Source organism: Pseudomonas sp. NPDC088885 (assembly GCF_044750025.1).
GTDB classification, from domain to species: Bacteria; Pseudomonadota; Gammaproteobacteria; order Pseudomonadales; family Pseudomonadaceae; genus Aquipseudomonas; species Aquipseudomonas rustica.
The window spans coordinates 1-25,802 of record NZ_JBIVJB010000071.1 but is presented as its reverse complement, the minus strand read 5'-3'; the positions used below and the strand labels follow the sequence as shown (position 1 = coordinate 25,802).

The 25,802-nt window shown below is 59.4% G+C and carries 20 protein-coding genes, 1 tRNA gene and 1 pseudogene; 16 read left to right on the top strand and 6 right to left on the bottom strand.

Translation table 11 applies throughout. From position 1 onward, the window contains the following. The 15 genes from ACIP1X_RS21725 to ACIP1X_RS21655 all read left to right on the top strand — a co-directional run. A partial coding sequence (locus ACIP1X_RS21725; RefSeq protein ID WP_400755001.1) for a sigma-70 family RNA polymerase sigma factor occupies window positions 1-271 on the top strand: 271 nt, incomplete at its 5' end. A gap of 126 nt (window positions 272-397) precedes the next feature. Continuing rightward, window positions 398-4,144, top strand: a complete 3,747-nt coding sequence (locus ACIP1X_RS21720) for a bifunctional diguanylate cyclase/phosphodiesterase (protein ID WP_400754998.1) — start codon at window positions 398-400, stop codon at window positions 4,142-4,144. Between the two features lie 15 nt (window positions 4,145-4,159). Beyond that, window positions 4,160-4,236: transfer RNA gene (locus tag ACIP1X_RS21715), tRNA-Ile, on the top strand. A gap of 376 nt (window positions 4,237-4,612) precedes the next feature. Continuing rightward, the gene (locus ACIP1X_RS21710; RefSeq protein WP_400754996.1) at window positions 4,613-4,915 is read left to right on the top strand and encodes a DUF3077 domain-containing protein; all 303 of its coding nucleotides are present in this window, start codon (window positions 4,613-4,615) and stop codon (window positions 4,913-4,915) included. A gap of 146 nt (window positions 4,916-5,061) precedes the next feature. Beyond that, the gene (locus ACIP1X_RS21705; protein ID WP_212545141.1) at window positions 5,062-5,502 is read left to right on the top strand and encodes a hypothetical protein; all 441 of its coding nucleotides are present in this window, start codon (window positions 5,062-5,064) and stop codon (window positions 5,500-5,502) included. A 298-nt stretch (window positions 5,503-5,800) separates the two neighbouring features. Continuing rightward, window positions 5,801-6,262 (top strand): Lrp/AsnC family transcriptional regulator, encoded by a 462-nt coding sequence (locus ACIP1X_RS21700; protein WP_053124425.1) that lies wholly within the window; start codon window positions 5,801-5,803, stop codon window positions 6,260-6,262. A gap of 358 nt (window positions 6,263-6,620) precedes the next feature. Continuing rightward, window positions 6,621-8,303, top strand: a complete 1,683-nt coding sequence (locus ACIP1X_RS21695) for a flavin monoamine oxidase family protein (protein ID WP_400754994.1) — start codon at window positions 6,621-6,623, stop codon at window positions 8,301-8,303. Window positions 8,304-8,315: 12 nt separating this feature from the next. Next, window positions 8,316-9,110: a carbon-nitrogen hydrolase family protein gene (locus tag ACIP1X_RS21690; RefSeq protein WP_400754992.1), complete on the top strand. Its 795-nt coding sequence runs from the start codon at window positions 8,316-8,318 to the stop codon at window positions 9,108-9,110. 38 nt (window positions 9,111-9,148) lie between these two features. After that, the gene (pqqF, locus tag ACIP1X_RS21685) at window positions 9,149-11,563 is read left to right on the top strand and encodes a pyrroloquinoline quinone biosynthesis protein PqqF (protein ID WP_400754990.1); all 2,415 of its coding nucleotides are present in this window, start codon (window positions 9,149-9,151) and stop codon (window positions 11,561-11,563) included. 156 nt (window positions 11,564-11,719) lie between these two features. Continuing rightward, window positions 11,720-11,794, top strand: coding sequence for a pyrroloquinoline quinone precursor peptide PqqA (gene pqqA / locus ACIP1X_RS21680; protein WP_003422658.1), 75 nt, complete (start codon window positions 11,720-11,722; stop codon window positions 11,792-11,794). 81 nt (window positions 11,795-11,875) lie between these two features. Further along, entirely contained in the window at window positions 11,876-12,787 is a 912-nt protein-coding gene (gene pqqB / locus ACIP1X_RS21675; protein ID WP_400754987.1) for a pyrroloquinoline quinone biosynthesis protein PqqB, read from the top strand. 138 nt (window positions 12,788-12,925) lie between these two features. After that, the gene (gene pqqC / locus ACIP1X_RS21670; protein ID WP_400754985.1) at window positions 12,926-13,678 is read left to right on the top strand and encodes a pyrroloquinoline-quinone synthase PqqC; all 753 of its coding nucleotides are present in this window, start codon (window positions 12,926-12,928) and stop codon (window positions 13,676-13,678) included. Continuing rightward, window positions 13,675-13,950 carry a pyrroloquinoline quinone biosynthesis peptide chaperone PqqD gene (gene pqqD / locus ACIP1X_RS21665; protein WP_400754982.1) on the top strand — a complete coding sequence of 92 codons (276 nt, stop codon included), beginning with the start codon at window positions 13,675-13,677 and terminating at the stop codon, window positions 13,948-13,950. The genes pqqC and pqqD overlap by 4 nt, the downstream gene beginning before the upstream one ends. After that, window positions 13,922-15,082 (top strand): pyrroloquinoline quinone biosynthesis protein PqqE, encoded by a 1,161-nt coding sequence (gene pqqE / locus ACIP1X_RS21660; RefSeq protein ID WP_400754979.1) that lies wholly within the window; start codon window positions 13,922-13,924, stop codon window positions 15,080-15,082. The genes pqqD and pqqE overlap by 29 nt, the downstream gene beginning before the upstream one ends. Beyond that, window positions 15,048-16,859: a prolyl oligopeptidase family serine peptidase gene (locus tag ACIP1X_RS21655; RefSeq protein ID WP_400754976.1), complete on the top strand. Its 1,812-nt coding sequence runs from the start codon at window positions 15,048-15,050 to the stop codon at window positions 16,857-16,859. The genes pqqE and ACIP1X_RS21655 overlap by 35 nt, the downstream gene beginning before the upstream one ends. Window positions 16,860-17,007: 148 nt before the next feature. On the opposite strand, the gene ACIP1X_RS21650 is transcribed toward ACIP1X_RS21655, so the two are convergent. Both ACIP1X_RS21650 and ACIP1X_RS21645 read right to left on the bottom strand, forming a co-directional pair. Next, on the bottom strand, window positions 17,008-17,166 hold the full coding sequence (locus ACIP1X_RS21650; RefSeq protein WP_003228885.1) for a YqaE/Pmp3 family membrane protein: 159 nt from the start codon (window positions 17,164-17,166) through the stop codon (window positions 17,008-17,010). 193 nt (window positions 17,167-17,359) lie between these two features. Further along, entirely contained in the window at window positions 17,360-18,643 is a 1,284-nt protein-coding gene (locus tag ACIP1X_RS21645; protein WP_400754974.1) for an aspartate aminotransferase family protein, read from the bottom strand. 169 nt (window positions 18,644-18,812) lie between these two features. On the opposite strand from ACIP1X_RS21645, the gene ACIP1X_RS21640 reads away from it, so the two are divergent. Next, window positions 18,813-19,727, top strand: coding sequence for a LysR family transcriptional regulator (locus ACIP1X_RS21640; protein ID WP_053124445.1), 915 nt, complete (start codon window positions 18,813-18,815; stop codon window positions 19,725-19,727). Window positions 19,728-19,954: 227 nt separating this feature from the next. Here ACIP1X_RS21640 and ACIP1X_RS21635 read toward each other — a convergent pair whose 3' ends face one another. The 4 genes and pseudogenes from ACIP1X_RS21635 to ACIP1X_RS21620 all read right to left on the bottom strand — a co-directional run. Beyond that, on the bottom strand, window positions 19,955-21,733 hold the full coding sequence (locus tag ACIP1X_RS21635) for an acyl-CoA dehydrogenase C-terminal domain-containing protein (RefSeq protein WP_400754971.1): 1,779 nt from the start codon (window positions 21,731-21,733) through the stop codon (window positions 19,955-19,957). A 198-nt stretch (window positions 21,734-21,931) separates the two neighbouring features. Further along, window positions 21,932-23,728 (bottom strand): acyl-CoA dehydrogenase C-terminal domain-containing protein, encoded by a 1,797-nt coding sequence (locus ACIP1X_RS21630; RefSeq protein WP_400754968.1) that lies wholly within the window; start codon window positions 23,726-23,728, stop codon window positions 21,932-21,934. Between the two features lie 90 nt (window positions 23,729-23,818). After that, complete coding sequence (locus ACIP1X_RS21625; RefSeq protein WP_400648761.1) at window positions 23,819-25,108, bottom strand: GGDEF domain-containing protein; 1,290 nt, start codon at window positions 25,106-25,108, stop codon at window positions 23,819-23,821. A gap of 193 nt (window positions 25,109-25,301) precedes the next feature. Beyond that, window positions 25,302-25,802: pseudogene (locus ACIP1X_RS21620) on the bottom strand (phenylacyl-CoA dehydrogenase); the annotation flags it as partial.

Below are 25,802 nucleotides of genomic sequence, written 5' to 3'. Positions count from 1 at the left end.
AGACTCGACCATGCAGTCGCCAATCGATGTCGCCACTGTTGAGAGCCTGAAAGAAGCGACTCGCGAAGTGCTGTCCGGCCTCACTGCCCGTGAAGCTAAAGTACTGCGCATGCGTTTCGGTATCGACATGAACACCGACCACACACTCGAAGAAGTGGGCAAACAGTTTGACGTAACGCGTGAGCGGATCCGTCAGATCGAAGCCAAGGCGCTGCGCAAGCTGCGCCACCCGACGCGAAGCGAGCATCTGCGCTCCTTCCTCGACGAGTGATACCAGAACCCCCGGCCCAGGCCGGGGGTTTTGTTTTTAGGCAGATTAAATTCCTCGCACCACCCTCCCCGCTGCAGTCCGCGTCTACACTCGAAACAATCACCCCCGAGCCATAACGAGAGCGTTATGCCCAGACTGGCGCCCGTGCTTTTCGTGCTGTCACTGATGATTTGGACCGCAACGGCTAACGCGCTGACTCTGACCGATGAAGAACGTGGCTGGCTGGCGGCTCACCCGGACTTGCGCCTGGGTGTCGATGCATCGTGGCCACCGTTTGAGTTTCGTGACGACCAGAGCCGTTACCAGGGCCTGGCGGCTGACTACATCGACGTGATTCGCCAGCGTCTGGCGATCAAACTCACGCCGATTGAGCCCATCAGCTGGACGGAAGTGCTGGAGCAGGTCAAAACCGGCAAGATCGATCTGCTGCCGGGGATCATGTCTACTCCGGAACGGCAGAACTATCTGTCATTCACCCGGCCCTACCTCGACTTCCCGATTGTCATCCTCGCCCACGTCGGCGGCGCGCAACCGCGCAAACTCGATGATCTGTACGGATTAAAAATCGCCGTGGTGGAAAACTATGCGCCGCACGAACTCCTGCGCACCCACCACCCGGATCTGAATCTGGTGGCCATGCCCAACGTCAGTTCGGCGTTGCAGGCGCTGGCGACCGACGAAGTCGACGCCGTGGTCGGCGACCTCGCCTCCAGCGTCTGGAGCCTGCGTCAGCTCAAACTCGACGGCCTCTACGTCAGCGGCGAAACCCCGTATCGCTATCAACTGGCGATGGGCGTGCCGCGCGAAAACAAAGTGCTGGTGGGGATTCTCGACAAAGTTCTCGCCGACATGAGCCCCGCCGAAATCAGCGCTATTCAGGAACACTGGGTCGGTAACGTCCTCGATCACCGCACCTTCTGGTCAGACCTGCTGGTTTACGGCTTGCCCGGCCTGTTATTGCTGATGATCGTGCTGGCCGTGGTGATCCGCATCAACCGCCGCCTCAGCTCGGAAATCGCCCGGCGCATCGACCTCGAACAGGAACTGCGCAGCAGCGAATATCACTACCGTGGGCTGGTCGAAAGTTTGTCGGCGATCGCTTGGGAAGCGCGGATGAGCGACTTCACCTACAGCTATGTGTCACCGCACGCCGAAGACTTGCTCGGTTATCCACTGTCGCATTGGCTGATTCCGGGGTTCTGGCGCAACATCATTCATCCGGCCGACCTCACTCGCGCCCAGAGTTTTTGTGATCACGAAGTGCTGGCCGGGCGCGATCACAGCCTCGATTATCGGGTGATCACCGCCGATGGCCGCTGCCTGTGGGTGCGCGACATTGTCAGCCTGATCGAACATGGCCACGAACCGGTGATGCGCGGTTTGATGATCGACATCAGCGAAACCAAGCGCACCGAAGAAGCGCTGCGTTTGTCGGAGCAAAAATTCGCCTCGGTCTTCCAGCAATGCCCGGACATTCTGGTGATTGCGCGGCTGTCCGACGGCTGTTTGCTGGAGGTCAATGAAGCCTTCGAGGAACAGATTGGACTCAAGGCCGAAGAAGTCATCGGCCAGACCGCCACCGACCTGAATATCTGGGGCATTCCCGGCGTCGGCCCCGGTTTGCTCCAGCGCTTGCAGGCCGGCAGCATCCGCAATCTGGAAATGCCCTTCCGCCGCAATAACGGCCAAGTATTCACCGGCCTGATTTCCGCCGAGCCGTTCGACCTCGACACCACGCCGGCGCTGGTCGTCGTGGTGCGCGACATTACCCAACTCAAAGAAACCCAGCAGCAATTGCAAACCTCCGAAGAGAAATTCGCCAAGGCTTTCCACGCCTCGCCGGACGGACTGTTGTTGTCGCGGCAGAGCGATGGCCTGCTGCTGGAGGTCAACGAAGGTTTCAGCCGCATCACCGGATTCAACAGCGCCATGTCGGTGGATCGTTCGGCGCTGGATCTGGGGATCTGGGTCAACCTCAACGAGCGCAAACAGATGCTCGACCTGCTGCACCGCGACGGCTTCGTGCGTGATTTCACCTGCCATATCCGTCGTAGCGACGGGCAGATTCGTCTGTGCGAAGTGTCCAGCCGACCACTGCCGATCGGTGACGAAGATTGCATGCTGACCATCGCCCGCGACATTACTGAACGTCATCTGATGCAGGAAAAACTGCAACAGGCTGCGACCGTGTTCGAGAGCACCGCCGAAGGCGTATTGATCACCGATACCCAGCAGCACATCAGCGCAGTCAACCGCGCCTTCACTGAAATCACCGGTTACAGCGAAAGCGAAGCCCTCGGCCACACCCCGCGCCTGCTCGCCTCCGGCCTGCACGACAGCGCGTTTTATGCGGCGATGTGGCACCAGTTGACCGACGAAGGTCATTGGCAAGGCGAGATTTCCAACCGACGTAAAAACGGCGAGCTGTACCCGAGCTGGCTAACCATCAGCGCCGTGCGCAACCGCGACAAATTCATCACGCACTTTGTCGCTGTGTTTGCCGACATCTCCAGTCTCAAACACGCGCAGGCGAAACTCGATTATCAGGCGCACCACGACCCGCTCACCGGCCTGCCAAACCGCACGCTGTTCGAAAGTCGCCTGCTCTCGGCGCTGACCACACAACAGGAAAACGGTGGTCAGGGCGCCGTGCTGTTCCTCGATCTTGACCGTTTCAAACACATCAACGACAGCCTCGGCCACCCGGTCGGCGATCTGCTGCTCAAGGGCATCGCCGTGCGCCTCAAAGAGCAACTGCGCGACATCGACACCGTGGCACGGTTGGGCGGTGATGAATTCATCATCCTGCTGCCCGGCCTGCAGCAGGCCAGCGACGCGGACAACATCGCCACCAAACTGCTCAACTGCTTCGGCGCGCCGTTTCAGGCTGGCGAACACGAGTTTTTCATCAGCGCCAGCATCGGCACCAGCCTCTATCCGCGCGACGGCTGCGACGTCGCCACGCTGGTAAAAAACGCCGACGCGGCGATGTACCGCTCCAAAGCCAAGGGCCGCAACCGCGTCGAAAGCTACACCCGCGACCTCACCGCGCAGGCCAGCGAGCGTATCGCGCTGGAACACGAACTGCGCCGGGCCATCGAGCGCAATGAATTGCACCTCTACTACCAGCCGAAAATCAGCCTCGACGACCATCGGCTGGTCGGTGCCGAAGCGTTGATTCGCTGGCGCCACCCGACCTTTGGCGATGTGCCGCCGGAGCACTTCATTCCGTTGGCCGAAGAGAACGGCATGATTCTGCAGATCGGCGATTGGGTGCTGGAGACCGCGTGCCGGCAGATGTTCGAGTGGAATCAGGTCTACGACAGCCTCGGCCCGTTGTCGGTGAACCTCGCCGGCGCACAACTGCGCCAGCCGAACCTGCTCGGGCGCATCGAGCAGCTGCTCAACGAAAACGGCCTGATGCCGGATTTACTGCAACTGGAAATTACCGAGAATTTCATCATGAGTCAGGCCGAAGAGGCGCTGGCCGTGCTGCACCAACTCAAACACCTCGGCGTGCAACTGGCAATTGACGACTTCGGCACCGGCTATTCCTCGCTCAGCTACCTCAAACGCCTGCCACTGGACATCCTCAAAATCGACCAGTCCTTCGTCCGCGGACTGCCCGACGACCCCCACGATGCGGCGATTGTCCGCGCCATCATCGCCCTGGGCCGCAGCATGCAATTCACCGTCATCGCCGAGGGCGTGGAAACCCAGGCACAGCAACAATTCCTCGCCGCCGAGGGCTGTGAACAGATCCAGGGCTACATCGTCAGCCTGCCGCTGCCGCCGGAAGAATTCGCCGCAACGTTTCTGCGTGTGACCGTATCGGATTTTTCGGATAGCACAGCCGAGAAACCGTCGCTATAATCCGCGGCCTACTGAGGGCCTATAGCTCAGTTGGTTAGAGCAGAGGACTCATAATCCTTTGGTCCACGGTTCAAGTCCGTGTGGGCCCACCAAATTGAAAGCCGCGCTAAATGCGCGGCTTTTTCTTGGGCGAGTGGTTGGGGGGCAGTATTGGCGAGCGCAATGTTCGGAAGACTTCCCCGAAGGCTGTAGGCAAGTTCCGAAGCTGTGGTTTTGAGCGGTGCCGCGCCTGTTGGGGGTTGGTTTGACGGGATACTCTCGAGACGTCGCTGCTTATCAGCGGTCGGGCTTGGAAACCTGTCGAAATCAGAAACCAGCAACAGCGCTTGCGATCTCGATTTATGGCGGCTGTGCGTGGGACGTCTTCCGACGTGCCGGTTCCTGGTTTCCGGTTTTCCAACCTGCGCACAGCTGCCACCCATTCGATTGGAAACGATAGTGGTAGCTCCTCACACCAGGAGTTACGCCATGACTGAAACAGACTCGACCTCAGGTTTAAAAACCATCGGCCTCACCCCTTTCATCTACTGCGTCAACCAACCCCTCTTCCATGTCAGCGCCGGCGTACCAATCGGCGATGCTCTGACACAAGCCTCCGATCTTCTCTTTCTGGTCAAAACCTTTGCTGAAGAAGCCGCTTACGACAAAGCGACCGATCGCCATGCCTGGGCTGCGCATTACTTGGCTGCAATGAGTAAAGCGGTGATTGATGATGTGGTGAAGGTTCTAAGTCATCAGCCTTCTGTGGATAGAAACTACGGGCACGGTTAAACGCCTGCGCAGCCGTTCATGCGCCCACAATTTTCGGGGTGTTCAAATTTCAATCGGGAGTGCATCAACGTTTCTCCCTCTGCGTGCGTCCGGCGACAATCACCATGGAATGGAAAGATCTGATAGTTGGCGGACGCAAATACTGCATGGCGCATTTACAGCCTTTCGAACTGAGCTATGAAGTGGCTGAGCAGCAGCTAAGCGTCAAATTCGAGTTTGGATTCCATTGTTTCACCGACGACAAAGGTCATGGTCAACCCCTCCGACACAGAGGAGAAACCCGATATTTCTGTGCAGATCGTCACCATTGCAGCAGCCAGATCGCGGATTACCTTCACAAGCGTTTTTTCAAAGGCCTCGCCGTGCCTTTCTACGTAGAAAACAGTCAGCGCTATTACTGCCTTGATTTACATGACTACGCGGTCTTTTTTTCGATCAGCAAACCGCAGAACACAACGAACCTACTCAAGCTTCGAGTCATTTCCGCCTACGAGGTCGCTGAATGGGGACGAGCGAAGTTGCCGAAAGGAAAACCACATAACGTCCGCTACATACTGGAAATGCGTAATGCGGGGAAATCCGTTTGAGAAAAAGCAAAAAGCCCCGATGCTCGCGCATCGGGGCTTTCTGTAAATCTCAATATCGGCCTTTCCTTTCACGGTTCCCCGCTTATCCCGCTCACTGGCTAGGAGTAGCTTGCGCCACCGAAATCAACACCCTCTGCTTGCAAAGTTCCGGTCTGTGCTGACGCGCCGATGATAGCGCTTGAACCACACCAGGGCAACCGCCAAAACCAGTGCCGGCGCTAGTGTTGCCCGTGTGCCCAATCTGATTGAGCATGTACCATGCGCAACTCACCGCCCCCCACACCATGGAACCGCCCCCTTGCCAGACACCCGCCCGCCCGCGCTCGATGAAATCGACCGTCAGCTAATCGCCGCCCTGCAAATCAACGCCCGCGAAAGCGTTGCCATGCTTGCCCGGCAATTGGGCATTGCGCGCACCACCGTGACCTCACGATTGGCGCGCCTTGAAAAGGCCAAAGTGATCACTGGTTATGGCGTGCGTCTCGGTCAGCGGGTGGTCGATGGCGGCTTGCAGGCTTACGTCGGGATCAAGGTGCAACCGCGTTCCGGCAAAGAGGTGGTGCGTCGGTTGAGTGCGATGGCACAGGTGCAGCAGCTGTGTGCAGTGAGTGGCGAGTTTGATTATGTGGCGTGGTTGCGCACTGATTCGCCGGAGCAGCTCGATCAGTTGCTCGATCAGATTGGCGGGGTGGATGGGGTGGAGAAGACGACGACTTCGATTATTTTGAGTAGCAAGGTTGATCGGGGGCAGCCGGTTTAAGGTTTTGATCGGGTATCTCGAGTGGATTACAGGGCCTCTTGGCGGGCAAGCCCGGCTCCCACATTTAACCCAGGTTGCGCCCAATATCTGCGCCAAGCACAAATCCACTGTGGGAGCGGGCTTGCTCGCGAAGGCGGTTTGTCAGCAACAACGATGTCGACTGATTCGACGCTTTCGTGAGCAAGCCCACTCCCACTTTTTGGTCGGTGTGCAGGCCTCTATCGTCAGATTGATCATGTTATTGGCAAAACGACGACACTTTGCGTCTTATTAACGTGTTCCACGCTCCCTAGAATGGCTGGCATCTTTTCCTATACTCAGACGCGCATCCCGCGTCGGGTCGCCAGCAAGGTCAGCCATGAACAAGAACAATCGCCATCCTGCAGACGGCAAGAAACCAGTCACCATTTTCGGCCCGGACTTCCCGTTCGCGTTTGACGACTGGATCGAACACCCGGCCGGTCTCGGCACTATTCCCGAGCACAATCACGGCGCAGAAGTGGCGATTGTCGGCGCGGGCATCGCTGGTCTGGTGGCGGCTTACGAGTTGATGAAACTCGGCCTGAAGCCTGTGGTTTACGAGGCTTCGACGCTGGGCGGTCGTTTGCGCTCGCAAGCCTTCAACGGCACTGACGGCATCGTCGCTGAACTCGGGGGCATGCGTTTTCCGGTGTCGTCCACCGCGTTCTATCACTACGTCGACAAGCTCGGCCTCGAAACCAAACCTTTCCCGAACCCGTTGACGCCGGCCTCCGGCAGCACCGTGATCGATCTGGAAGGCAAAACCCATTACGCACAGAAACTGGCGGATCTTCCTGCACTGTTTCAGGAAGTGGCTGACGCCTGGGCGGACGCACTGGAGGCCGGCTCGCAGTTCGCCGATATCCAGCAAGCCATTCGCGACCGCGATGTGCCTCGCCTGAAAGAGCTGTGGAATACCTTGGTGCCGCTGTGGGACGACCGCACGTTCTATGACTTCGTCGCCACCTCGGAAGCCTTCGCCAAACTGTCGTTCCATCACCGCGAAGTGTTCGGTCAGGTTGGTTTTGGCACCGGCGGCTGGGACTCGGACTTCCCCAACTCGATGCTGGAAATCTTCCGCGTGGTGATGACCAACTGCGACGATCACCAACACTTGGTGGTCGGTGGCGTCGAGCAAGTGCCGCAAGGTATCTGGCGACATGTGCCGGAGCGCTGCGTGCATTGGCCTGAAGGCACCAGCCTGAAATCCCTGCACCGTGGCGCGCCGCGTTCCGGCGTGAAGAAAATCGCTCATGCGCCGGATGGCCGTTTCGCGGTCACCGACAACAACGGCGACACCCGAGAATACGCAGCCGTGCTGACCACGTGCCAGAGCTGGCTGCTGACCACGCAGATCGAATGCGACGAAACCCTGTTCTCGCAGAAGATGTGGATGGCCCTCGACCGCACTCGCTACATGCAGTCGTCGAAGACGTTCGTGATGGTCGACCGTCCGTTCTGGAAGGATAAAGATCCAGATACCGGCCGCGACTTGATGAGCATGACCCTCACCGATCGCCTGACCCGTGGCACTTATCTGTTCGACAACGGCGACGACAAACCGGGCGTGATCTGCCTGTCGTACTCGTGGATGAGCGATGCACTGAAGATGCTCCCGCACCCGGTGGAAAAACGCGTTGAGCTGGCGTTGAACGCGTTGAAAAAGATCTACCCAAAAGTCGACATCGCCGCGCGGATCATTGGTGATCCGATCACCGTGTCGTGGGAAGCCGACCCGTACTTCCTCGGCGCGTTCAAAGGCGCGCTGCCCGGCCACTATCGCTATAACCAGCGCATGTACGCGCACTTCATGCAGGACGAAATGCCGGCCGAGCAACGCGGAATTTTCATTGCCGGCGACGACGTTTCCTGGACGCCGGCCTGGGTCGAAGGCGCGGTGCAGACCTCGCTCAACGCGGTGTGGGGGATCATGAAACATTTTGGCGGGTCGACACATAAAGCGAACCCGGGCCCCGGTGATGTGTTCAAAGACATCGGCCCTATCGCCCTGCCCGAGTAAGAGGAATCCCTGATGCGTGTAGCCCTTTACCAATGTCCACCGCTGCCACTGGAGCCCGCCGCCAACCTGCACCGCCTGCATCAAGTGGCGATGGAGGCCAAGGGCGCCGACCTGCTGGTGCTGCCGGAGATGTTCATGACCGGCTACAACATTGGCGCCGAAGCGGTAAGTACCTTGGCCGAGGTCTACAACGGTGAATGGGCGCAGCAGATCGGCCGGATCGCCAAGGCTGCAGGTCTGGCGATTGTTTATGGCTATCCGGAACGCACCGCCGACGGGCAGATTTACAACGCCGTGCAGTTGATCGATTCACACGGCGAACGCTTGTGCAATTACCGCAAAACGCATCTGTTCGGCGATCTGGATCGCTCGATGTTCAGCCCAGGCGATGATGATTTCCCCATCGTCGAACTGAACGGCTGGAAGCTCGGTTTCCTGATCTGCTACGACCTCGAGTTTCCGGAGAACACCCGCCGTCTGGCACTCGCCGGCGCCGAGCTGATTCTGGTGCCGACGGCGAACATGATTCCGTTCGATTTCGTCGCTGACGTCACCGTGCGTTCGCGCGCCTTCGAAAACCAGTGCTACGTGGCCTACGCCAACTATTGCGGCAGCGAAGGCGAGATCCACTATTGCGGGCAAAGCAGCCTCGCTGCACCGGATGGCAGCCGCATCGCCCAGGCAGGGCTCGACGAAGCGCTGATCATCGGCGAACTCGATCGGCAGTTGATGCTCGACTCCCGCGCCGCCAATCGCTACCTCAGCGACCGCCGCCCCGAGCTTTACGGCGCGCTCAACCGGCGCTAATCCGCTAGCATTGGCACTTCACTGTTCTGGAAGTGCCCATGCCTGCGCCGACCCACCCCCGCCCCCACACTGAAACCCTGGCCAACGGCTTGCGTGTGACCCTGCGTCATGTACCCGGCCTGAAGCGCAGTGCCGCTGCACTGCGCGTGGCTGCCGGTAGCCATGACGTGCCGCTGGAGTGGCCGGGGCTGGCGCATTTTCTCGAGCATTTGTTGTTTCTCGGCACCGAGCGTTTTCCTACGGGCGAAGGGCTGATGGCTTACGTGCAAGGTCACGGTGGCCAGGTCAATGCCAGCACGCGCGAACGCACCACTGACTTTTTCTTTGAGTTGCCGACGCGCTCGTTCGGCGCAGGGCTGGAGCGTCTGTCAGACATGCTCGCCAAACCGTGTATGAATCTGGACGATCAGTTGCGGGAACGGGAAGTGTTGCAGGCGGAATTTGTCGCCTGGTCGCAGGATCCTACAGCGCAGCAGCAGTTTTCCTTGTTTGAAGGGCTACCGGCTGAGCATCCGTTGCGCGGGTTTCATGCGGGGAATCGCGACAGCCTGCAAGTTGAGCAGGCTGCGTTTCAACAAGCGCTCAAAGATTTCCATCAGCAGTTTTATCAGACTGGGCAGATGACCTTGAGTCTGGTTGGGCCGCAGAGTCTCGAAGAATTGAAAGCGCTGGCTGAGCAGTTTTCACAAGCCTTACCGGCTGGGGATAACGTTACGCAGGCGGCAACCGTGCCGCTGGCGGTAAAAAGTTATCAACAGGTCAGTGAGCGACGCGGCAATTTGCTGTTTGCGTTTGATGCCTTGCCTGAGTCATCCGTCGAGGCTTTGGCTTTTCTTTGTCATTGGCTGAACAGCTCAAAAGCCGGCGGGCTGCTCGCGCATTTGCAGGAGCAAAAACTGGCAGATGGCTTGAAAGCCGCGCCGGTTTATCACTTCAACGGGCAAGCGTTGTTGCAGCTGGAATTCACCGCTCCAGCGGAATCGTTAAACGCCATTCGCGACCAACTACTCGATTGGCTGAGTTTCTTCGCTCAGCAGGATTGGGCGGCACTGCGCAAAGAATACGCGGCCCTGCTTGAACGTCAGCAGCAAGTCAGCGGCGCGCTGCAACGGGCGCGGCTCGACAGTGAACAATTGGAAATCGGCCTGTCCAATAAAGGCGTTGAAGCCCTCACACAGATCCTCGGCGAAATCGGCACTGTGGATAACTTCAGCGAGCACTGGCGTCTGCCCGCAGCCAATCCTTTCCTGCGAGCCAATGAACCGTTGGCCAATGCCGGGCTGATTCGCGGCCAGACCAGCGCCCACCGTGGCCTGCGCACGTTTGCTCAGGATCGCTCGCGCGGTCGTCGTGAGCGTTCGCCGATGCAATTCAGCCAAGCGTTGCCGGACAACAATGATGAGGGCGCGATTTATCTGCGCTGGCAGGTTGAGGCCGCCGCCAGCGCTGATCTGCATTCGCGCTTGCAGCGCGGTCTTCAGCAAACTCAGCAGGACGCGCGCGAGGCCGGCGTCGAGCTGACTTTCAGCGCCACGGGCAATCAATGGCTGCTGAAGCTCACCGGTTTGCAGGAGCCGATGCCCAATGTCCTCGAGCACGCGCTGAAATCTCTGACAGCGGTTGATGCCAATTCCCCGCGCAGTGCGCCAGAAACGCCGTTGATGCCCATCCGCCAACTGATAAATGCCTTACCGGAGTTTTGTCTGGAGCCTCTACCAACGGCTGACGATGCAAAACACCTGTGGACAACTTCTCGGTGGGACGGCCTCGCCTTGGGCCTCAATCAGCAAACCCAATCAGCCATGGGCCTCGCTCTGAGCCGCATTCCCGGTACGCCGGACAACCAATTGCCTGCTCCGTCAGCGCTCGACAGCCGACAGTTGTGGCACCAGATCGACAGCGCATCCAGCGAACACGCCGCGCTGTTGTGCTGCCCGACTGCCAGTCGCAGCATTACCGACGAAGCGGCATGGCGACTGCTCGCCCTGATTGTCCAGACCCCGTTCTACCAGCGCCTGCGCGTTGAGTTAAAACTGGGTTACGCGGTATTCAGCGCCTTGCGCCAGATACACGGCCAGACCGCAATCGTATTCGGCGTGCAATCGCCCACCGCCTCAGCGCTGGAAATACTTGGCCACGTTCAAGCATTCAGCGAAGACCTCCCTGCGTTGATCGAATCCCACGATGACGCCAGTCTCAGCCAGCACCGGCAAAACCTCAGCGATCAATTCAACGACGCCAACCTGTCCGGCAAGGACGCCGCCGAATTGCTGTGGCAGGCGAAAATCGCTGGCCACTCGTCGGATTATCTTGAGCAACTGAGCGCTGCCATCGGCCAACTCGATCGCCAGACATTGCTCACGGCTGCACAGCATTTAATCAACGCCGAGGGCGGCTACCGCTGTCTCGCCACCGATTCCGCGCCCGGCGCGCCATGGCAAGCAGCAAATTGATCATTACCGAGGCTGCAAGGAGCTTTCTCAAAGATTCACGGGCAAACCCGGTGACATTTTGAGTAACATAGCAGCCTAACTATTTGGAACATCTTTGCGCTGCCGTGGACTATACCTATGGACAGCGCTATCCCACCCACCCTGAGGAGACACACCATGTCCTGGACAAAACCTGCTTACACCGACCTGCGTATCGGCTTCGAAGTCACCATGTACTTCGCCAGCCGCTGAGTTCTGCTTACATAGAACTGCAGTGCAACGCCTCGGCTCGCCGGGGCGTTTTATTTTCCGCGTTGAAATGATGGAGTGTTCATGTTCGTCCAGATTCTGGGTTCGGCCGCTGGCGGCGGTTTTCCGCAGTGGAACTGCAACTGCGTCAATTGCGCAGGCTTTCGCGACGGCAGCCTGAATGCCAAGGCCCGCACCCAATCGTCCATCGCGATTTCCGATGATGGCGTGAACTGGGTGTTGTGCAACGCCTCGCCGGACATCCGCGCGCAGCTGCAAAGCTTCGCCCCGATGCAACCGGGCCGCGCCCTGCGTGACACCGGCATCAGCGCGATCATCCTGATGGACAGCCAGATCGACCACACCACCGGCCTGCTCAGCTTGCGCGAAGGCTGCCCGCATCAGGTCTGGTGCACGGACATGGTTCACGAAGACCTCAGCACCGGTTTCCCGCTGTTCAAGATGCTCACGCACTGGAATGGTGGGCTGGACTGGAACCGCATCGAACTCGACCAGAGCTTCACTGTGGCGGCGTGCCCGAACCTGCGTTTCACCCCGCTGCCATTGCGCAGTGCCGCACCGCCGTACTCGCCGCACCGCTTTGATCCGCACCCGGGCGACAACATCGGTTTGATCGTGGAAGACCTGAAGACCGGCGGCAAGCTGTTCTATGCGCCGGGTCTGGGCAAGGTCGATGCGTCGTTGCTGGAGATCATGGCAAGCAGCGATTGCCTGTTGGTCGACGGCACGATGTGGGATGACGATGAAATGCAGCGCCGTGGTGTCGGCACGCGTACTGGCCGAGAGATGGGCCATCTGGCGCAGAACGGGCCTGGCGGCATGCTCGAAGTGCTGGAGCAGTTGCCGGAGCAGCGCAAAGTACTTATCCACATCAACAACACCAATCCGATTCTCGACGAAGATTCGCCGGAGCGTGCTGAACTGGCTCGGCGTAATGTTGAAGTGGCGTTCGATGGCATGAGTATTGTGTTGTAGCGACCGGCCTCTTCGCGAGCAAGCCCGCTCCCACAGGGGTTTTGTGTACGCCACAGATCCAATGTGGGAGCGGGCTTGCTCGCGAAGGCGTCCGAACAGACACCCAGGATTCCAACGGTTGTTCCCCGGAGAACCGCAATGACTGACACCCCGCTGTCCCCCACCGAATTCGAAGCGGCCCTGCGCGCCAAAGGCGCCTACTACCACATCCACCACCCCTACCACGTGGCGATGTACCAAGGCCGCGCCACCCGCGAGCAGATTCAGGGCTGGGTCGCCAACCGCTTCTACTATCAGGTGAACATCCCCCTGAAAGACGCGGCGATCCTTGCCAATTGCCCCGACCGGGAAATCCGCCGCGAGTGGATTCAGCGTCTGCTCGATCACGACGGTGCCCCCGGTGAAGACGGCGGCATCGAAGCCTGGCTGCGCCTCGGTCAAGCGGTCGGTCTCGACCCGGATCAACTGCGCTCCCAGGAATTGGTATTGCCCGGCGTACGTTTCGCCGTCGACGCCTACGTCAACTTTGCCCGCCGCGCCAGTTGGCAGGAAGCCGCCAGCAGCTCGCTGACCGAACTGTTCGCGCCGCAGATCCACCAATCGCGCCTCGACAGTTGGCCGCAGCATTACCCGTGGATCGACCCGGCCGGTTACGAATATTTCCGCACCCGCCTCGGTCAGGCACGGCGTGATGTCGAGCATGGTCTGGCGATCACGCTGGAGCACTACAAGACGCGCGAAGGCCAGGAGCGCATGCTGGAAATTCTCCAGTTCAAACTGGACATTCTTTGGAGCATGCTCGACGCCATGAGCATGGCCTACGAACTGAAACGCCCGCCGTATCACAGCGTGACCGAACAACGCGTCTGGCATAAAGGAATCACCTTATGAGTTTCGACCGCAGCAAAGTCCCGACCTGGCGTCCCGGCTACCGCTTCCAGTACGAACCGGCGCAAAAAGGTCACGTGCTGCTTTACCCCGAAGGCATGATCAAACTCAACGACAGCGCCGCGCTGATCGGCGGTTTGATCGACGGCGAACGCGACGTTGCGGCGATCATTGCCGAACTCGATGAGCAGTTCCACGGCGTGCCTGAGCTCGGTGATGACATCGAGCAATTCATGGAGGTTGCCCGTGCACAGCACTGGATCGAACTTGCCTGATCTGCCGGCCAAGCCTGAAATCGGCCTGCCGCTGTGGCTGCTCGCCGAGCTGACCTACCGCTGCCCGCTGCAATGCCCCTACTGCTCCAATCCGCTGGATTTTGCCAAGCAGGGCAAAGAGCTGAGCACAGAACAATGGATCAAGGTGTTTCGCGAGGCGCGGGAGATGGGCGCTGCGCAACTGGGCTTTTCCGGTGGCGAGCCGCTGGTGCGTCAGGATCTCGCCGAGTTGATTCATGAAGCACGGCAGTTGGGTTTCTACACCAACCTGATTACCTCCGGCATCGGCCTGACCGAGCAGAAAATCAGCGACTTCAAAAAGGCTGGTCTCGATCACATCCAGATCAGTTTCCAGGCCAGCGACGAGCAAGTGAACAACCTGCTCGCCGGTTCGAAAAAAGCCTTCGCGCAGAAACTGGAAATGGCCCGCGCGGTGAAGGCCCACGGCTATCCGATGGTGCTGAACTTCGTCACCCACCGGCACAACATCGACAAGATCGACCGCATCATCGAGCTGTGCATTGCGCTCGAAGCCGACTTCGTCGAGCTCGCCACTTGCCAGTTCTATGGTTGGGCGCAGCTCAATCGTGTCGGCCTGTTACCGACCAAGGAACAACTGGTGCGTGCCGAGCGCATCACCAACGAATACCGCGCCAAGCTGGAAGCCGAAGGGCATCCGTGCAAGCTGATTTTCGTCACCCCGGATTACTACGAAGAACGCCCGAAAGCCTGCATGAACGGTTGGGGCAGCATCTTTCTGACGGTCACGCCGGACGGCACCGCCCTGCCCTGCCACGGCGCCCGGCAGATGCCGGTGCAATTTCCCAATGTGCGCGATCACAGCATGCAACACATCTGGTACGACTCGTTCGGCTTCAACCGCTTTCGTGGTTACGACTGGATGCCCGAGCCGTGCCGCTCCTGCGACGAGAAAGAAAAAGACTTCGGCGGCTGCCGCTGCCAGGCATTCATGCTCACCGGTGATGCGAGCAATGCCGACCCGGTGTGCAGCAAGTCCGAACATCACGGCGTGATCCTCAAGGCCCGCGCAGAAGCCGAGACCGCCACCCAAACCATCGAACAACTGGCCTTCCGCAATGAACGAAACTCACGCCTCATCGCCAAGGGCTGAGCCATTCAGCGCCTCGCAAGCCGTCGCTGCCGGCATGGACTTCGCCGAGTTGCAACTCGGCGCCAATGGTCTGTTCTGGAATGAATATCGCCCGGAAGATGCCGCGTGCCGGATCTGGCATTGGCGCGATGGCGTGGCGAAATGTCTGACGCCGGCTGGCTTCAGCGTACGCAGTCGCGTGTACGAATATGGCGGTGGTGCGTTTTGTCTGACGCCGGACGGGGTGGTTTTCGTCGCTGAGGCGGATCAGCAGTTGTATCGGCAGACGCTGGATGGAGCGCCTGAGGCGCTGACCTCGGGTGATTGTCGTTACGGCGATCTGCATTTTGCCAATGGCCAGGTGCTGGCGGTGGAAGAACTGCGCGATCAGCATCGGTTGGTGGCAATTGATCTGGCTAACGGCGCGCGGCATTTATTGGTTGAGGGCGCGGATTTTTATGCTGCGCCCACTATCAGCCTGGATGGCCAGCGTTTAGCGTGGGTCGAGTGGAGCCGGCCGCATCAGCCGTGGACGTCGACGCGGTTGATGGTGGCTGAACGCTTGGCTGAAGGCGCCTTTGGTTTGCCGCGCTGCGTTGCTGGCGATGAGGTTGAAGAGTCCATTCAACAGCCACGATTTGATGCTGAAGGTCGGCTGTATTGCCTGACTGATCGCGGTGGATTCTGGCAGCCGTGGGCCGAGACTTCTGACGGTTTGGCGCCACTGCCTGCCGCGCCGGCCGATCATGCTCCGGCGCCTTGGCAGTTGGGCGGCTGCACCTGGTTGCCTGTAGAAGATTCGGTTTTAGCCAGTTGGAGTGAAGGTGGTTTTGGTCGCCTGACTTTGGGCGATGAAGATTACACCGGCGACTACAGCCGCTTCCGTCATCTGGCTTTGGACGCGCAGTTTATTTACTGCATCGCAGCCTCGCCGATCAGCCCTGCGGCGGTCATCACCATTGATCGTGGGACGCGTGAAGTGCAAGTGCTGGCCGGTGGCGTCGCGCCATTGCCTGCCGAACGCATCAGCCGTCCGCAAACGTTGCGTTATCCGAGTGGCTCGGGTGAGGCGCACGGGTTCTTTTATCCAGCCATGAGCGGTGAGACGAAACCACCGCTGGTAGTGTTCATCCACGGCGGCCCGACATCGGCCTGCTATCCGATGCTCGACCCGCGCATCCAATACTGGACGCAACGCGGCTTCGCCGTCGCCGATCTCAACTATCGCGGCAGCAGCGGTTATGGCCGGGAATATCGTCAGGCGTTGCATTTGAGCTGGGGCAAGGTGGATGTCGAGGATGCTTGCGCGGTCGTCGCGTATCTTGCCGAACAAGGCTTGATTGACGGCGAACGGGCGTTCGTTCGTGGTGGCAGCGCAGGCGGTTACACCACGTTGTGTGCGCTGGCGTTTAAGCAGGTGTTCCGCGCTGGCGCCAGCCTCTACGGCGTCAGCGACCCGGTGGCGTTGGCTCGGGCGACGCATAAGTTCGAAGGCGATTATCTGGACTGGCTCATTGGCGATCCCGAAAAAGACGCCGAACGCTACGCCGCCCGTACACCGTTGTTGCACGCAAACAACATCCGCGTGCCGGTGATTTTCTTTCAGGGTGAACTGGACGCGGTGGTTGTCCCGCAACAAACCCGCGACATGGTCACGGCACTGGAGCAGAACGGAATCCCGGTCGAAGCCCATTACTACCCCGATGAACGCCACGGCTTCCGCCGCGCGGCCAATCAGGCACATGCGCTGGAGCAGGAGTGGAGGTTCTATCAGCGGGTGATGGGCTTGGCGGACTGATCACCGCGTCCCATTCAGAACCGCGTTGCCCCATTCGCGAGCAAGCCCGCTCCCACAGGTTCTTTGGTGTACACAAAATTTGTGACCGACCGAAAACACTGTGGGAGCGGGCTTGCTCGCGAAGGCTATTTATCGAGCGCCGCAGAACTCAGCGCTTGGCGATGATATACACCGCATGCACGATCCCCGGAATATACCCGCACAACGTCAGCAGAATGTTCAACCAGAACGCCCCGCCAAACCCGACCTGCAGAAACACACCCAGTGGCGGCAACAGAATAGCGATGATGATCCGAATAAAATCCATGGGGCAGCTCCTGAATGGGGGTTGGCTCACTTGAGCCATACAAGCTAATCGACCCGCGCCGTTCGTCAGGGTTCAGTGCAACTGCCATTTCATCGCCACCACCGACAAAAAAACGCCCCACGCCAAAAGAATCAGGCGTGGGGCGTGCGTTATACCGCGAGACGGTTCTTTGATTCGGGTAGGAAACTTCAGCTCAGACGGCAATCCCTTTGCGGCATTGCAGTTGTGCGGTGCGCACGCGGGCGAAGGCGCGGGTGAGGCGCAGGAGCATTTCGTCGATGTTGGTTTTGCTCACGGTGAGCGCCGGGGTGAAGCGCAGGCAGTTGGCTTGCGGGGCGTTGAGCAGCAGGCCTTCGTGCAGGGCGGCGTGGACGACGGCTTCGGCGGAATCGTCTGACAGGGTCTGTCCGTAGAACAGGCCTTGGCCACGCAATTCGCCGTGGTCGTAGCGGTGCGCCAATCGGGTAAGGCCTTCGCGCAGATGCTGGCCGTTGTCGTTGATCTGTTCGAGAAAGCTGCGGTCTTGCACGCTGTCGAGCACCACCAGCCCGGCCGCGGTCATCAGTGCGTTGCCGTGATGGGTGCCGCCGAGTTCGCCTGCTTCGAAACAGCAGGCTTTGCCCCGTGCCAGCAACGCGGCCAACGGCACACCGCCGCCAAGCCCTTTGCCGAGCACGACGATATCGGCGCGTACGCCGTAGGACTGTTCGGCGAGCAACGTGCCGCAGCGGCCGATGCCGGTTTGCACTTCGTCGAGGATCAGCAGAATGCCCAGTTCACGGCACAGACGCTCGACGCCTTTGAGGTAGTGCTCGGTGGCTGGAATTACACCGGCATCGCTCTGGATCGGCTCCAGCATGATCGCCACGGTCTGCGCATCGACCGCCGCATGCAGCGCCGGTAAATCGTTGAACGGCACCAGATCAAAACCCGGCAGCAGCGGCGCGAAACGGTTGTGCAGGTTGCAGCTGTCCGAGGCGGAAATCGTTGCCAGACTTCGACCATGACAACCCTGCTTCGCAACAATAATCCGCGACGCGCCGCCGCGATGCAGTTGGCCCCACTTGCGCGCCAGTTTGATCGCCGCTTCACAGGCTTCGCTGCCGCTGTTGAGCAGGTAAGCCTGATCGCTGGAGGTCGCGGCGCACAGGCGTTCGGCGAGGCTGAGCATGCCGCGATTGTGCAGATTGAAACCGGGATTGATCAGCGCCTGCGCCTGACTGCTGATGGCTTTCACCAGCGCCGAAGGGCTGTGGCCGAGGCTGTTGGCGCCACCGGCCTGGGAAAAGTCGAGATACGCACGGTCGTTGCTGTCCCATAGCCACGAACCCTGACCACGGACGAATACCTGTTGCGGCCGTTCGACGCTAGGCATCAGGCGCTCGGCGCTGAGATTTTCATTAGGGTCAGATGGATTGGCCTCGAAAGCGAGGTCATCGAGACTCGGCGTCTGGCGCCGCAAACTAAACAGATTCATTGCAAAAAACCTCGTTTGAGGTGTTTTGAACTGCCTATGTAAACACTGTCGAAGCGAACGCTATTCATCGCGCATTCTGGCCCTGTAAGCCTTGTGAATGCGGTTAGACTAGGCGCACTGACGGCTTCGGGCCATTTCGTTTTTCCAGCATTTTCGATAAGCATTACTTATGGATTTCAAACAACTGCGTTATTTCGTCGCGGTCTACGAAGAGGGCCATGTCGGCCGGGCGGCGGAGCGCCTGTCGATCTCGCAACCGGCGCTGTCGCAGCAGATCCGTCAGCTCGAACAAAACCTCGACGTCACTCTGTTCGAACGCAGCAGCAAACGCCTGCTGCCAACCCTCGCCGCGCACACTTTGTATAACCACGCGTTGCCGCTGCTCGACGGTTTGCAACGGGCGCGCGAGGCGTTGGGCAACTTCAAGGGCCAGGCCTTGCGCACGCTGGCGATCGGCGTGCTGCAAACAGTTCACACCAGTCTGGTGCCGCAAATGCTTGAGCGCGTGCGCAAGGCACAGCCGCATCTGGTGGTGCAGATTTATGAATTGACCGGACTTGAGATCGAGCGACGTTTGCTCAATGGCTCGCTGGATATTGGCATCAGTTATCTACCGCCGCGCCAACCGGGTTTGCATGGCGTGATGCTTTACGAAGATGAACTGACGCTGGTGATCCCGGCGGATCATCCGTTGCGCGAATTCAAGAAAGTTTCGATGCGTCAGGCCGCCGAGCTGCCGATGTTGCTGTTGGGCGAAGAATTCCAGATCCGCCAGATCTGGCAGGCACAATTGACCGCCCTCGGACGTCGCCCGCAGGTGCAAGCCGAGCTGAACAATATGGTGGGGATTCTCGACAGTCTGCCGCACACCAAACTGGCGACAGTGTTGCCGGGGCGGTCGCAGAAGGAATACGACGATCAGGATCTGCTGTGGAAACCGCTGAGCGAACCACGGGTGCCACTGAAAGTTGGGCTGGTCTGTCGCGATGTGCAACGTCAGCAGGCACCGTTGGCGCTGTTGCAGACATTGCTGGAAGAAGTGATGGAGCGCGAAGTCAGGCCGCCGCTCGACCCTTTGGTTTGAGCACTTTTCTGCAGGCAAAAGAAAACCCCGCCGAAGCGGGGCTTTGCAGACTGTTTCCCTGACATCCATTTCACTCCGCCACCCTGGCAGAATCCTACGTGTCCGTGTTGTTGCTTTGCGCTTCCTGCGCGACGTCCATGAAATGTAGATTAGCCGTGGATCCAATCCACGCATATGGGAGAACAGCAGCACGTCATGTAAGCAAATGCTTACATGACGTTACATCGTTAGAATTGCGCCGCATCCAAAAGGAACAACGACTCGCTACCGGCCTTCACCGACGCGCTCAGCGAGTGAATACGCGGCAGCAGACGGGCGAAGTAGAAGCGTGCCGTGCCGAGCTTGCTCGCATAGAAATCGTCCTGCGCTTCTTTGCCCAGCGAGGCCTTGGCCATCAGTGCCCACATGTACGCGTAGGAAACGTAGCCGAACGCTTGCAGATATTCGACCGAGGCCGCGCCGATTTCGTTCGGGTTGTTTTTCGCCCGATCCAGCACCCACGACGTCAACTCATCGAGGGTGTTGACGGCATCGTTCAGTGGCTTGGTGAATTCGCCCAGTTCGGCGCTCGCGGTGGCAGTGAAGTGGCGGATTTCGTCAGCGAACAGCTTGTAGAACGCGCCGCCGCTGCCGACGATCTTGCGACCGACCAGATCCAGCGCCTGAATGCCGTTGGTGCCTTCGTAGATCTGGGTGATGCGCACGTCACGCACCAGTTGCTCCTGGCCCCACTCGCGGATGTAGCCGTGGCCGCCGAAAATCTGCTGGCCGTGCACGGTGGTTTCCAGACCCAGATCGGTGAGGAACGCTTTGGCCACCGGCGTCAGCAGTGCAACCAGATCTTCCGCACGCTTGCGGGTGGTGGCGTCTTCGCTGAACTTGGCGGTGTCGAGTTGCATCGCCACGTAAGTGGAGAACGCACGGCCGCCTTCGTTCGAGGCTTTCATGGTCAGCAGCATGCGCCGCACGTCCGGGTGGACGATGATCGGGTCTGCGACTTTGTCTTTGTTCTGCGCGCCGGTTGGCGAACGGCTTTGCAGACGGTCGCGCGCATATTCAACGGCGTTCTGGTACGAACGCTCGCCGGTCGCCAAGCCTTGGATGCCGACGCCCAGACGCTCGTAGTTCATCATGGTGAACATCGCGTTGAGGCCTTTGTTCGGCTCGCCGACCAGATAACCCACGGCTTCGTCGAAGTTCATCACGCAGGTCGCGGACGCCTGGATGCCCATTTTGTGCTCGATCGAACCGCAGTTCGCCGGGTTGCGCGCGCCGAGGCTGCCGTCGGCATTGACCATGAACTTCGGCACGAGGAACAGCGAGATGCCTTTCGGGCCCGCCGGGGCGTCCGGCAGTTTCGCCAGCACCAGGTGAATGATGTTTTCGGTGAGGTCATGTTCGCCACCGGTGATGAAGATCTTGGTGCCGCTGACCTTGTAGGAACCGTCGGCCTGAGGCTCGGCTTTTGTACGAATAATCCCCAGATCGGTGCCGGCGTGCGGCTCGGTCAGACACATCGAACCGGCCCAGACGCCGGCGTACATGTTCGGCAGGTACGCGGCTTTCAGTTCTTCGCTGGCGTGGGCGTTGATCGACAGGCAGGCGCCGGCGGTCAACATCGGGTACAGACCGAAGGACAGGCTGGCGGAGTTGACCATTTCTTCGACTTGCGCCGACACGGCTTTGGGCATGCCCATGCCGCCGAACTCTGGATCACCGCCAACGCCGACCCATCCGCCTTCGGCGTAAGTCTGATAAGCCTGTGGGAAACCGGCCGGGGTGGTGACGGCGCCGTCGGCCCAATGACAGCCTTCTTCGTCAGCGGCACGGCTCAGCGGCGCGATGCTTTTGCTGGTGACCTTGCCGGCCTCTTCGAGAATGGCTTCAACGGTTTCAGCGTCGACGGTTTCGGCCAGGGCCGGCAGTTCGGCCCAGAGTTTGGCGACCTCGAACACTTCATTGAGGACGAAGCGCATATCGCGCAGCGGCGCTTTGTAGTCAGCCATGGCAAACCTCGCAAGATCTAAACAGGTTATTCGTGAAGGGTGTTTTCGTTGAGGCCGAGTGTACCTCAACAACTTTTGCGACACATAGGGTCAACCAGTGACTGATTTGTTATTTTTAGTCACCAAAAAAAGATCGCAGCCCCGCCAACCCCAAATTCCCTGTAGGAGCTGCCGAAGGCTGCGATCTTTTGCTTTTTCCTACAGAGAAAACAATTCAGCCGGCAACTTCATCAAACAATCACTCCCCGCCTCAATCGCCGCCCGATGCGCCGCCGTACGCGGCAACAGTCGCTTGAAGTAAAACTCGCACGTCGCCAATTTCCCGCGCAGATAATCCGCCTCACCCTCGCCCGCCTCCAGTTGCGCCTGCGCCACCAACGCCATGCGCAACCACAGATACCCAAGGATGATGTAACCGCTGTACATCAAATAATCCACCGACGCCGCGCCCACTTCATCCGGGTTCTTCATCGCCGCCATGCCGACCTTCATGGTCAAATCGCCCCACTGCTGATTCAGCTCGTTGAGCTGCGCAACGAAACTGCCCAACTGCGGATGCTCGGCGTTGGCCGCGCAGAACTTGTGGACGATCTTGGTAAACCCACGCAGCAACTTGCCCTGACTGCCGAGCACCTTGCGCCCGAGCAGATCGAGCGCCTGAATGCCGTTGGTGCCCTCGTAGATCGGCGCAATCCGGCAATCGCGCACCAATTGCTCCATGCCCCACTCGCGAATAAAACCGTGGCCGCCAAATATCTGCATGCCGAGGTTGGTCACTTCCAGCCCGCTGTCGGTCATGAATGCTTTGCAGATCGGCGTGAGGAACGCCAGCAGGTCTTCAGCCTCCTGACGCGCCTCGGCATCGCTGTTCAGGTGCGCGGTATCGAGCAGTTGCGCGGTGAAATAGGTCAGCGCGCGGTTGCCTTCGTTGAAGGCTTTCATGGTCAGCAACATGCGCCGCACGTCCGGGTGGACGATGATCGGATCGGCGGCTTTGTCCGGTGCTTTAGCGCCGGTCAACGAGCGCATCTGCAAGCGGTCGTTGGCGTATTTGATTGCGCCCTGGAAACTCGCCTCGCCCAGACACAGACCCTGCATGCCGGTGCCGAGCCGTGCGTGGTTCATCATGGTGAACATGCAGTTGAGGCCCTTGTTCGGCTCGCCGATCAAGAAACCCTTGGCGCCGTCGAAGTTGAGCACGCAAGTGGCCGAGGCCTTGATGCCCATTTTGTGCTCGATCGAACCGCAGGACACGCCGTTGCGCTCGCCCGCCTCACCCGCGGTATCGGCGAGGAATTTCGGCACGATAAACAACGAAATGCCTTTAGTGCCGGCCGGCGCGTCCGGCAGTTTGGCCAACACCAGATGGATGATGTTGTCGCTCATGTCGTGCTCGCCGGCGGAGATGAAAATCTTACTGCCGGTGACCGCGTAACTGCCGTCAGCCTGCGGCACGGCGCGGGTTTTGATGATGCCCAGGTCAGTGCCGCAATGCGCTTCGGTCAAGCACATGGTGCCCGTCCATTGGCCGGCGGTGAGTTTGCTCAGGTAGGTTTCTTTTTGCTCGGCGGTGCCGTGAGCATGGATTGCCGACATTGCGCCGTGGGTCAGGCCCGGGTACATGCCCCACGAGGTGTTGCTGGAGCCGACCATCTCGCTGATCACCAGCCCCAGCGAACTCGGCAGGCCTTGACCGCCATACACCGGATCCGCCGCCAGACCGTGCCAGCCGCCGTCGACGTATTGTGCGAAAGCTTCCTTGAAGCCTGTAGGCGTTGTCACCACGCCATTGTCGAAATGGCAGCCCTCTTCGTCACCGCTGCGATTGAGCGGTGCCAGAACGTTCTCACAGAACTTCGCGCCCTCCTCGAGGATCGCGTTGATCATGTCCGGGCTCGCGTCATCCGCGCCAAGGGCGGCGTAGTTGGCGTGGAAGTCGAAGACGTGATCGATCAGAAAGCGCATGTCGCGCAGCGGGGCTTTGTACTCAGGCATGGTGGCTTCTCCGTCAGCAGATCGTTCCAACCTACTGCCGACCACCACGCCCCACAATCATTGTGCAGACGCTGAATGCGCCGTCATCACTCAACCCGCAGCGGTGTCCATGCGCACCGCGCCACGGCGGTTCTGGCCGAATGCGACGACGCAGTTTCGCCCTGCACCTTTGGCGCTGTAGAGCGCTTCGTCGGCGGATTTCAGGACTTGCTCCGGCGTGCGTTGTTCCAGACGTTCGGCGACGCCGATGCTCACCGTCACCGACACACTCGACGCGCCGGAACCGGCACGACGCTGACGACCTTGCTGATCATCCTGCGGACGGTTTTCCTGATTGCGCAGCTGAATGTTGTAGGACGCAATCGATTCGCGGATCACTTCGAGGTGCGGCATGCACTCCTCAAGGGTTTTGCCTGCGAACACCAAGGCGAATTCCTCACCGCCATAGCGATACGCCCTACCGCCACCGCTGATTTTCGACAGCTTGCTGGCGACCAGACGCAACACTTGGTCGCCGACATCGTGGCCGTGGGTGTCGTTGAATTTCTTGAAGTGGTCGACGTCGCTCATCGCCAGCACATAGTTGCGTCCGAGGCGCTGCATGCGTTCGTTGAGCGCGCGGCGTCCCGGCAAGCCAGTCAACTCGTCGCGGAAGGCCATTTGATAAGCCTCGTGCGCAACGGCAGCGGCGATCATCAACATCACCTGGCTGCACATGATGTTCAGGGTGAACGGCAGGATGAAAGTTTTCGGCAGCATCCAGAACACACCGAGCAAACCGACCAATTGCGCCGCGTGCAACGGACGGGGGTTGCGCCAGTATTGCCACGCCAGCAGCAGGAATGCCGAGATGAACACTGGATAGGAGAGCTGGATCAGGCTCATCCATGCGCCATGCAGTGCCGGCCAGCGAATCTCGGAAAGCCAGATCAGTAACGCCTGGGGATAACTTTGCTCAAGCCCCAATGCGACGCTGCCGAAGGCGAGTAAAACGGCGAAGCGCGCGACCATGTCCTGAAACAGGTGCGTGCGCTCCTGCCACGCCGCGAAAAGACCGAACAACAACGGCAGCAGCAAGCAGACCAGATGAAACACAACGGCAGCATCGTCGCGCACCTTGCCGTTGTCGCGGTAATAGTCGGTCTGGGTGTCGAGCAGAAAGTAGGCGATGTACACCGTGAGCATCAGAAACAGTTCGCGCTGGCGGCGGTAAACCGCGCAATAAGCCCCGCCCAGCAACAGCACCAACGTCGGCAGCACGTTGAACAGCGAAGTGAAGAATACGTTGAGGTCTTTGACGTACGCAGCCGCCAACCCCGCAAGTAACAACAGCAGTGAGGGTAGGAAATGACTGAAACGTACAGCGGAAGAACGCGGCAAGGGTAAAGCTCCGACCGTCTGGCAAAGTAATGGCATTGTGCCTGCAATGCATGCAGTTAAGCACACACAATGTGATCCAGATCACATGCAGTCTCTTTAACGGCAGAAAACCTGACTATCTGAGCTATTCGCTAACAAAAAAAAACCGCTGCACCCGAAGGTACAGCGGTTTTTCAGGAGACTGCGTTAAGGCTTAGTAGCCCAGCGCGAAGTCTTCTTCTTTCATGTCCATCAGGTTGTTGGCGCCCGACAGCATGGTGGCCACGTGGGTACGGGTACGCGGCAGGATGCGCTGGAAGTAGAAGCGCGCGGTTTGCAGCTTGGCGGTGTAGAACGCTGCGTCGCCAGTGCCTTCTGCCAGCTTCGCAGCTGCCAGACGGGCCATGTCGGCCCAGAAGTAAGCCAGGCAGGCATAACCGGAGTACATCAGGTAGTCCACGGAGGCCGCGCCTACTTCTTCGCGATCTTTCATGGCAGCCATACCGACCTTCATGGTCAGCTCGCCCCATTCCTTGTTGATTGCCGCCAGCGGTGCAACGAATTCTGCAACGGCTTCGTTGCCTTCGTTGGTCTGGCAGAACTTGTGGACGATCTTGGTGAAGCCTTTCAAAGCCTCGCCTTGAGTCATCAGCACTTTACGGCCGAGCAGGTCGAGTGCCTGGATACCGGTGGTGCCTTCGTACAGCATCGAAAT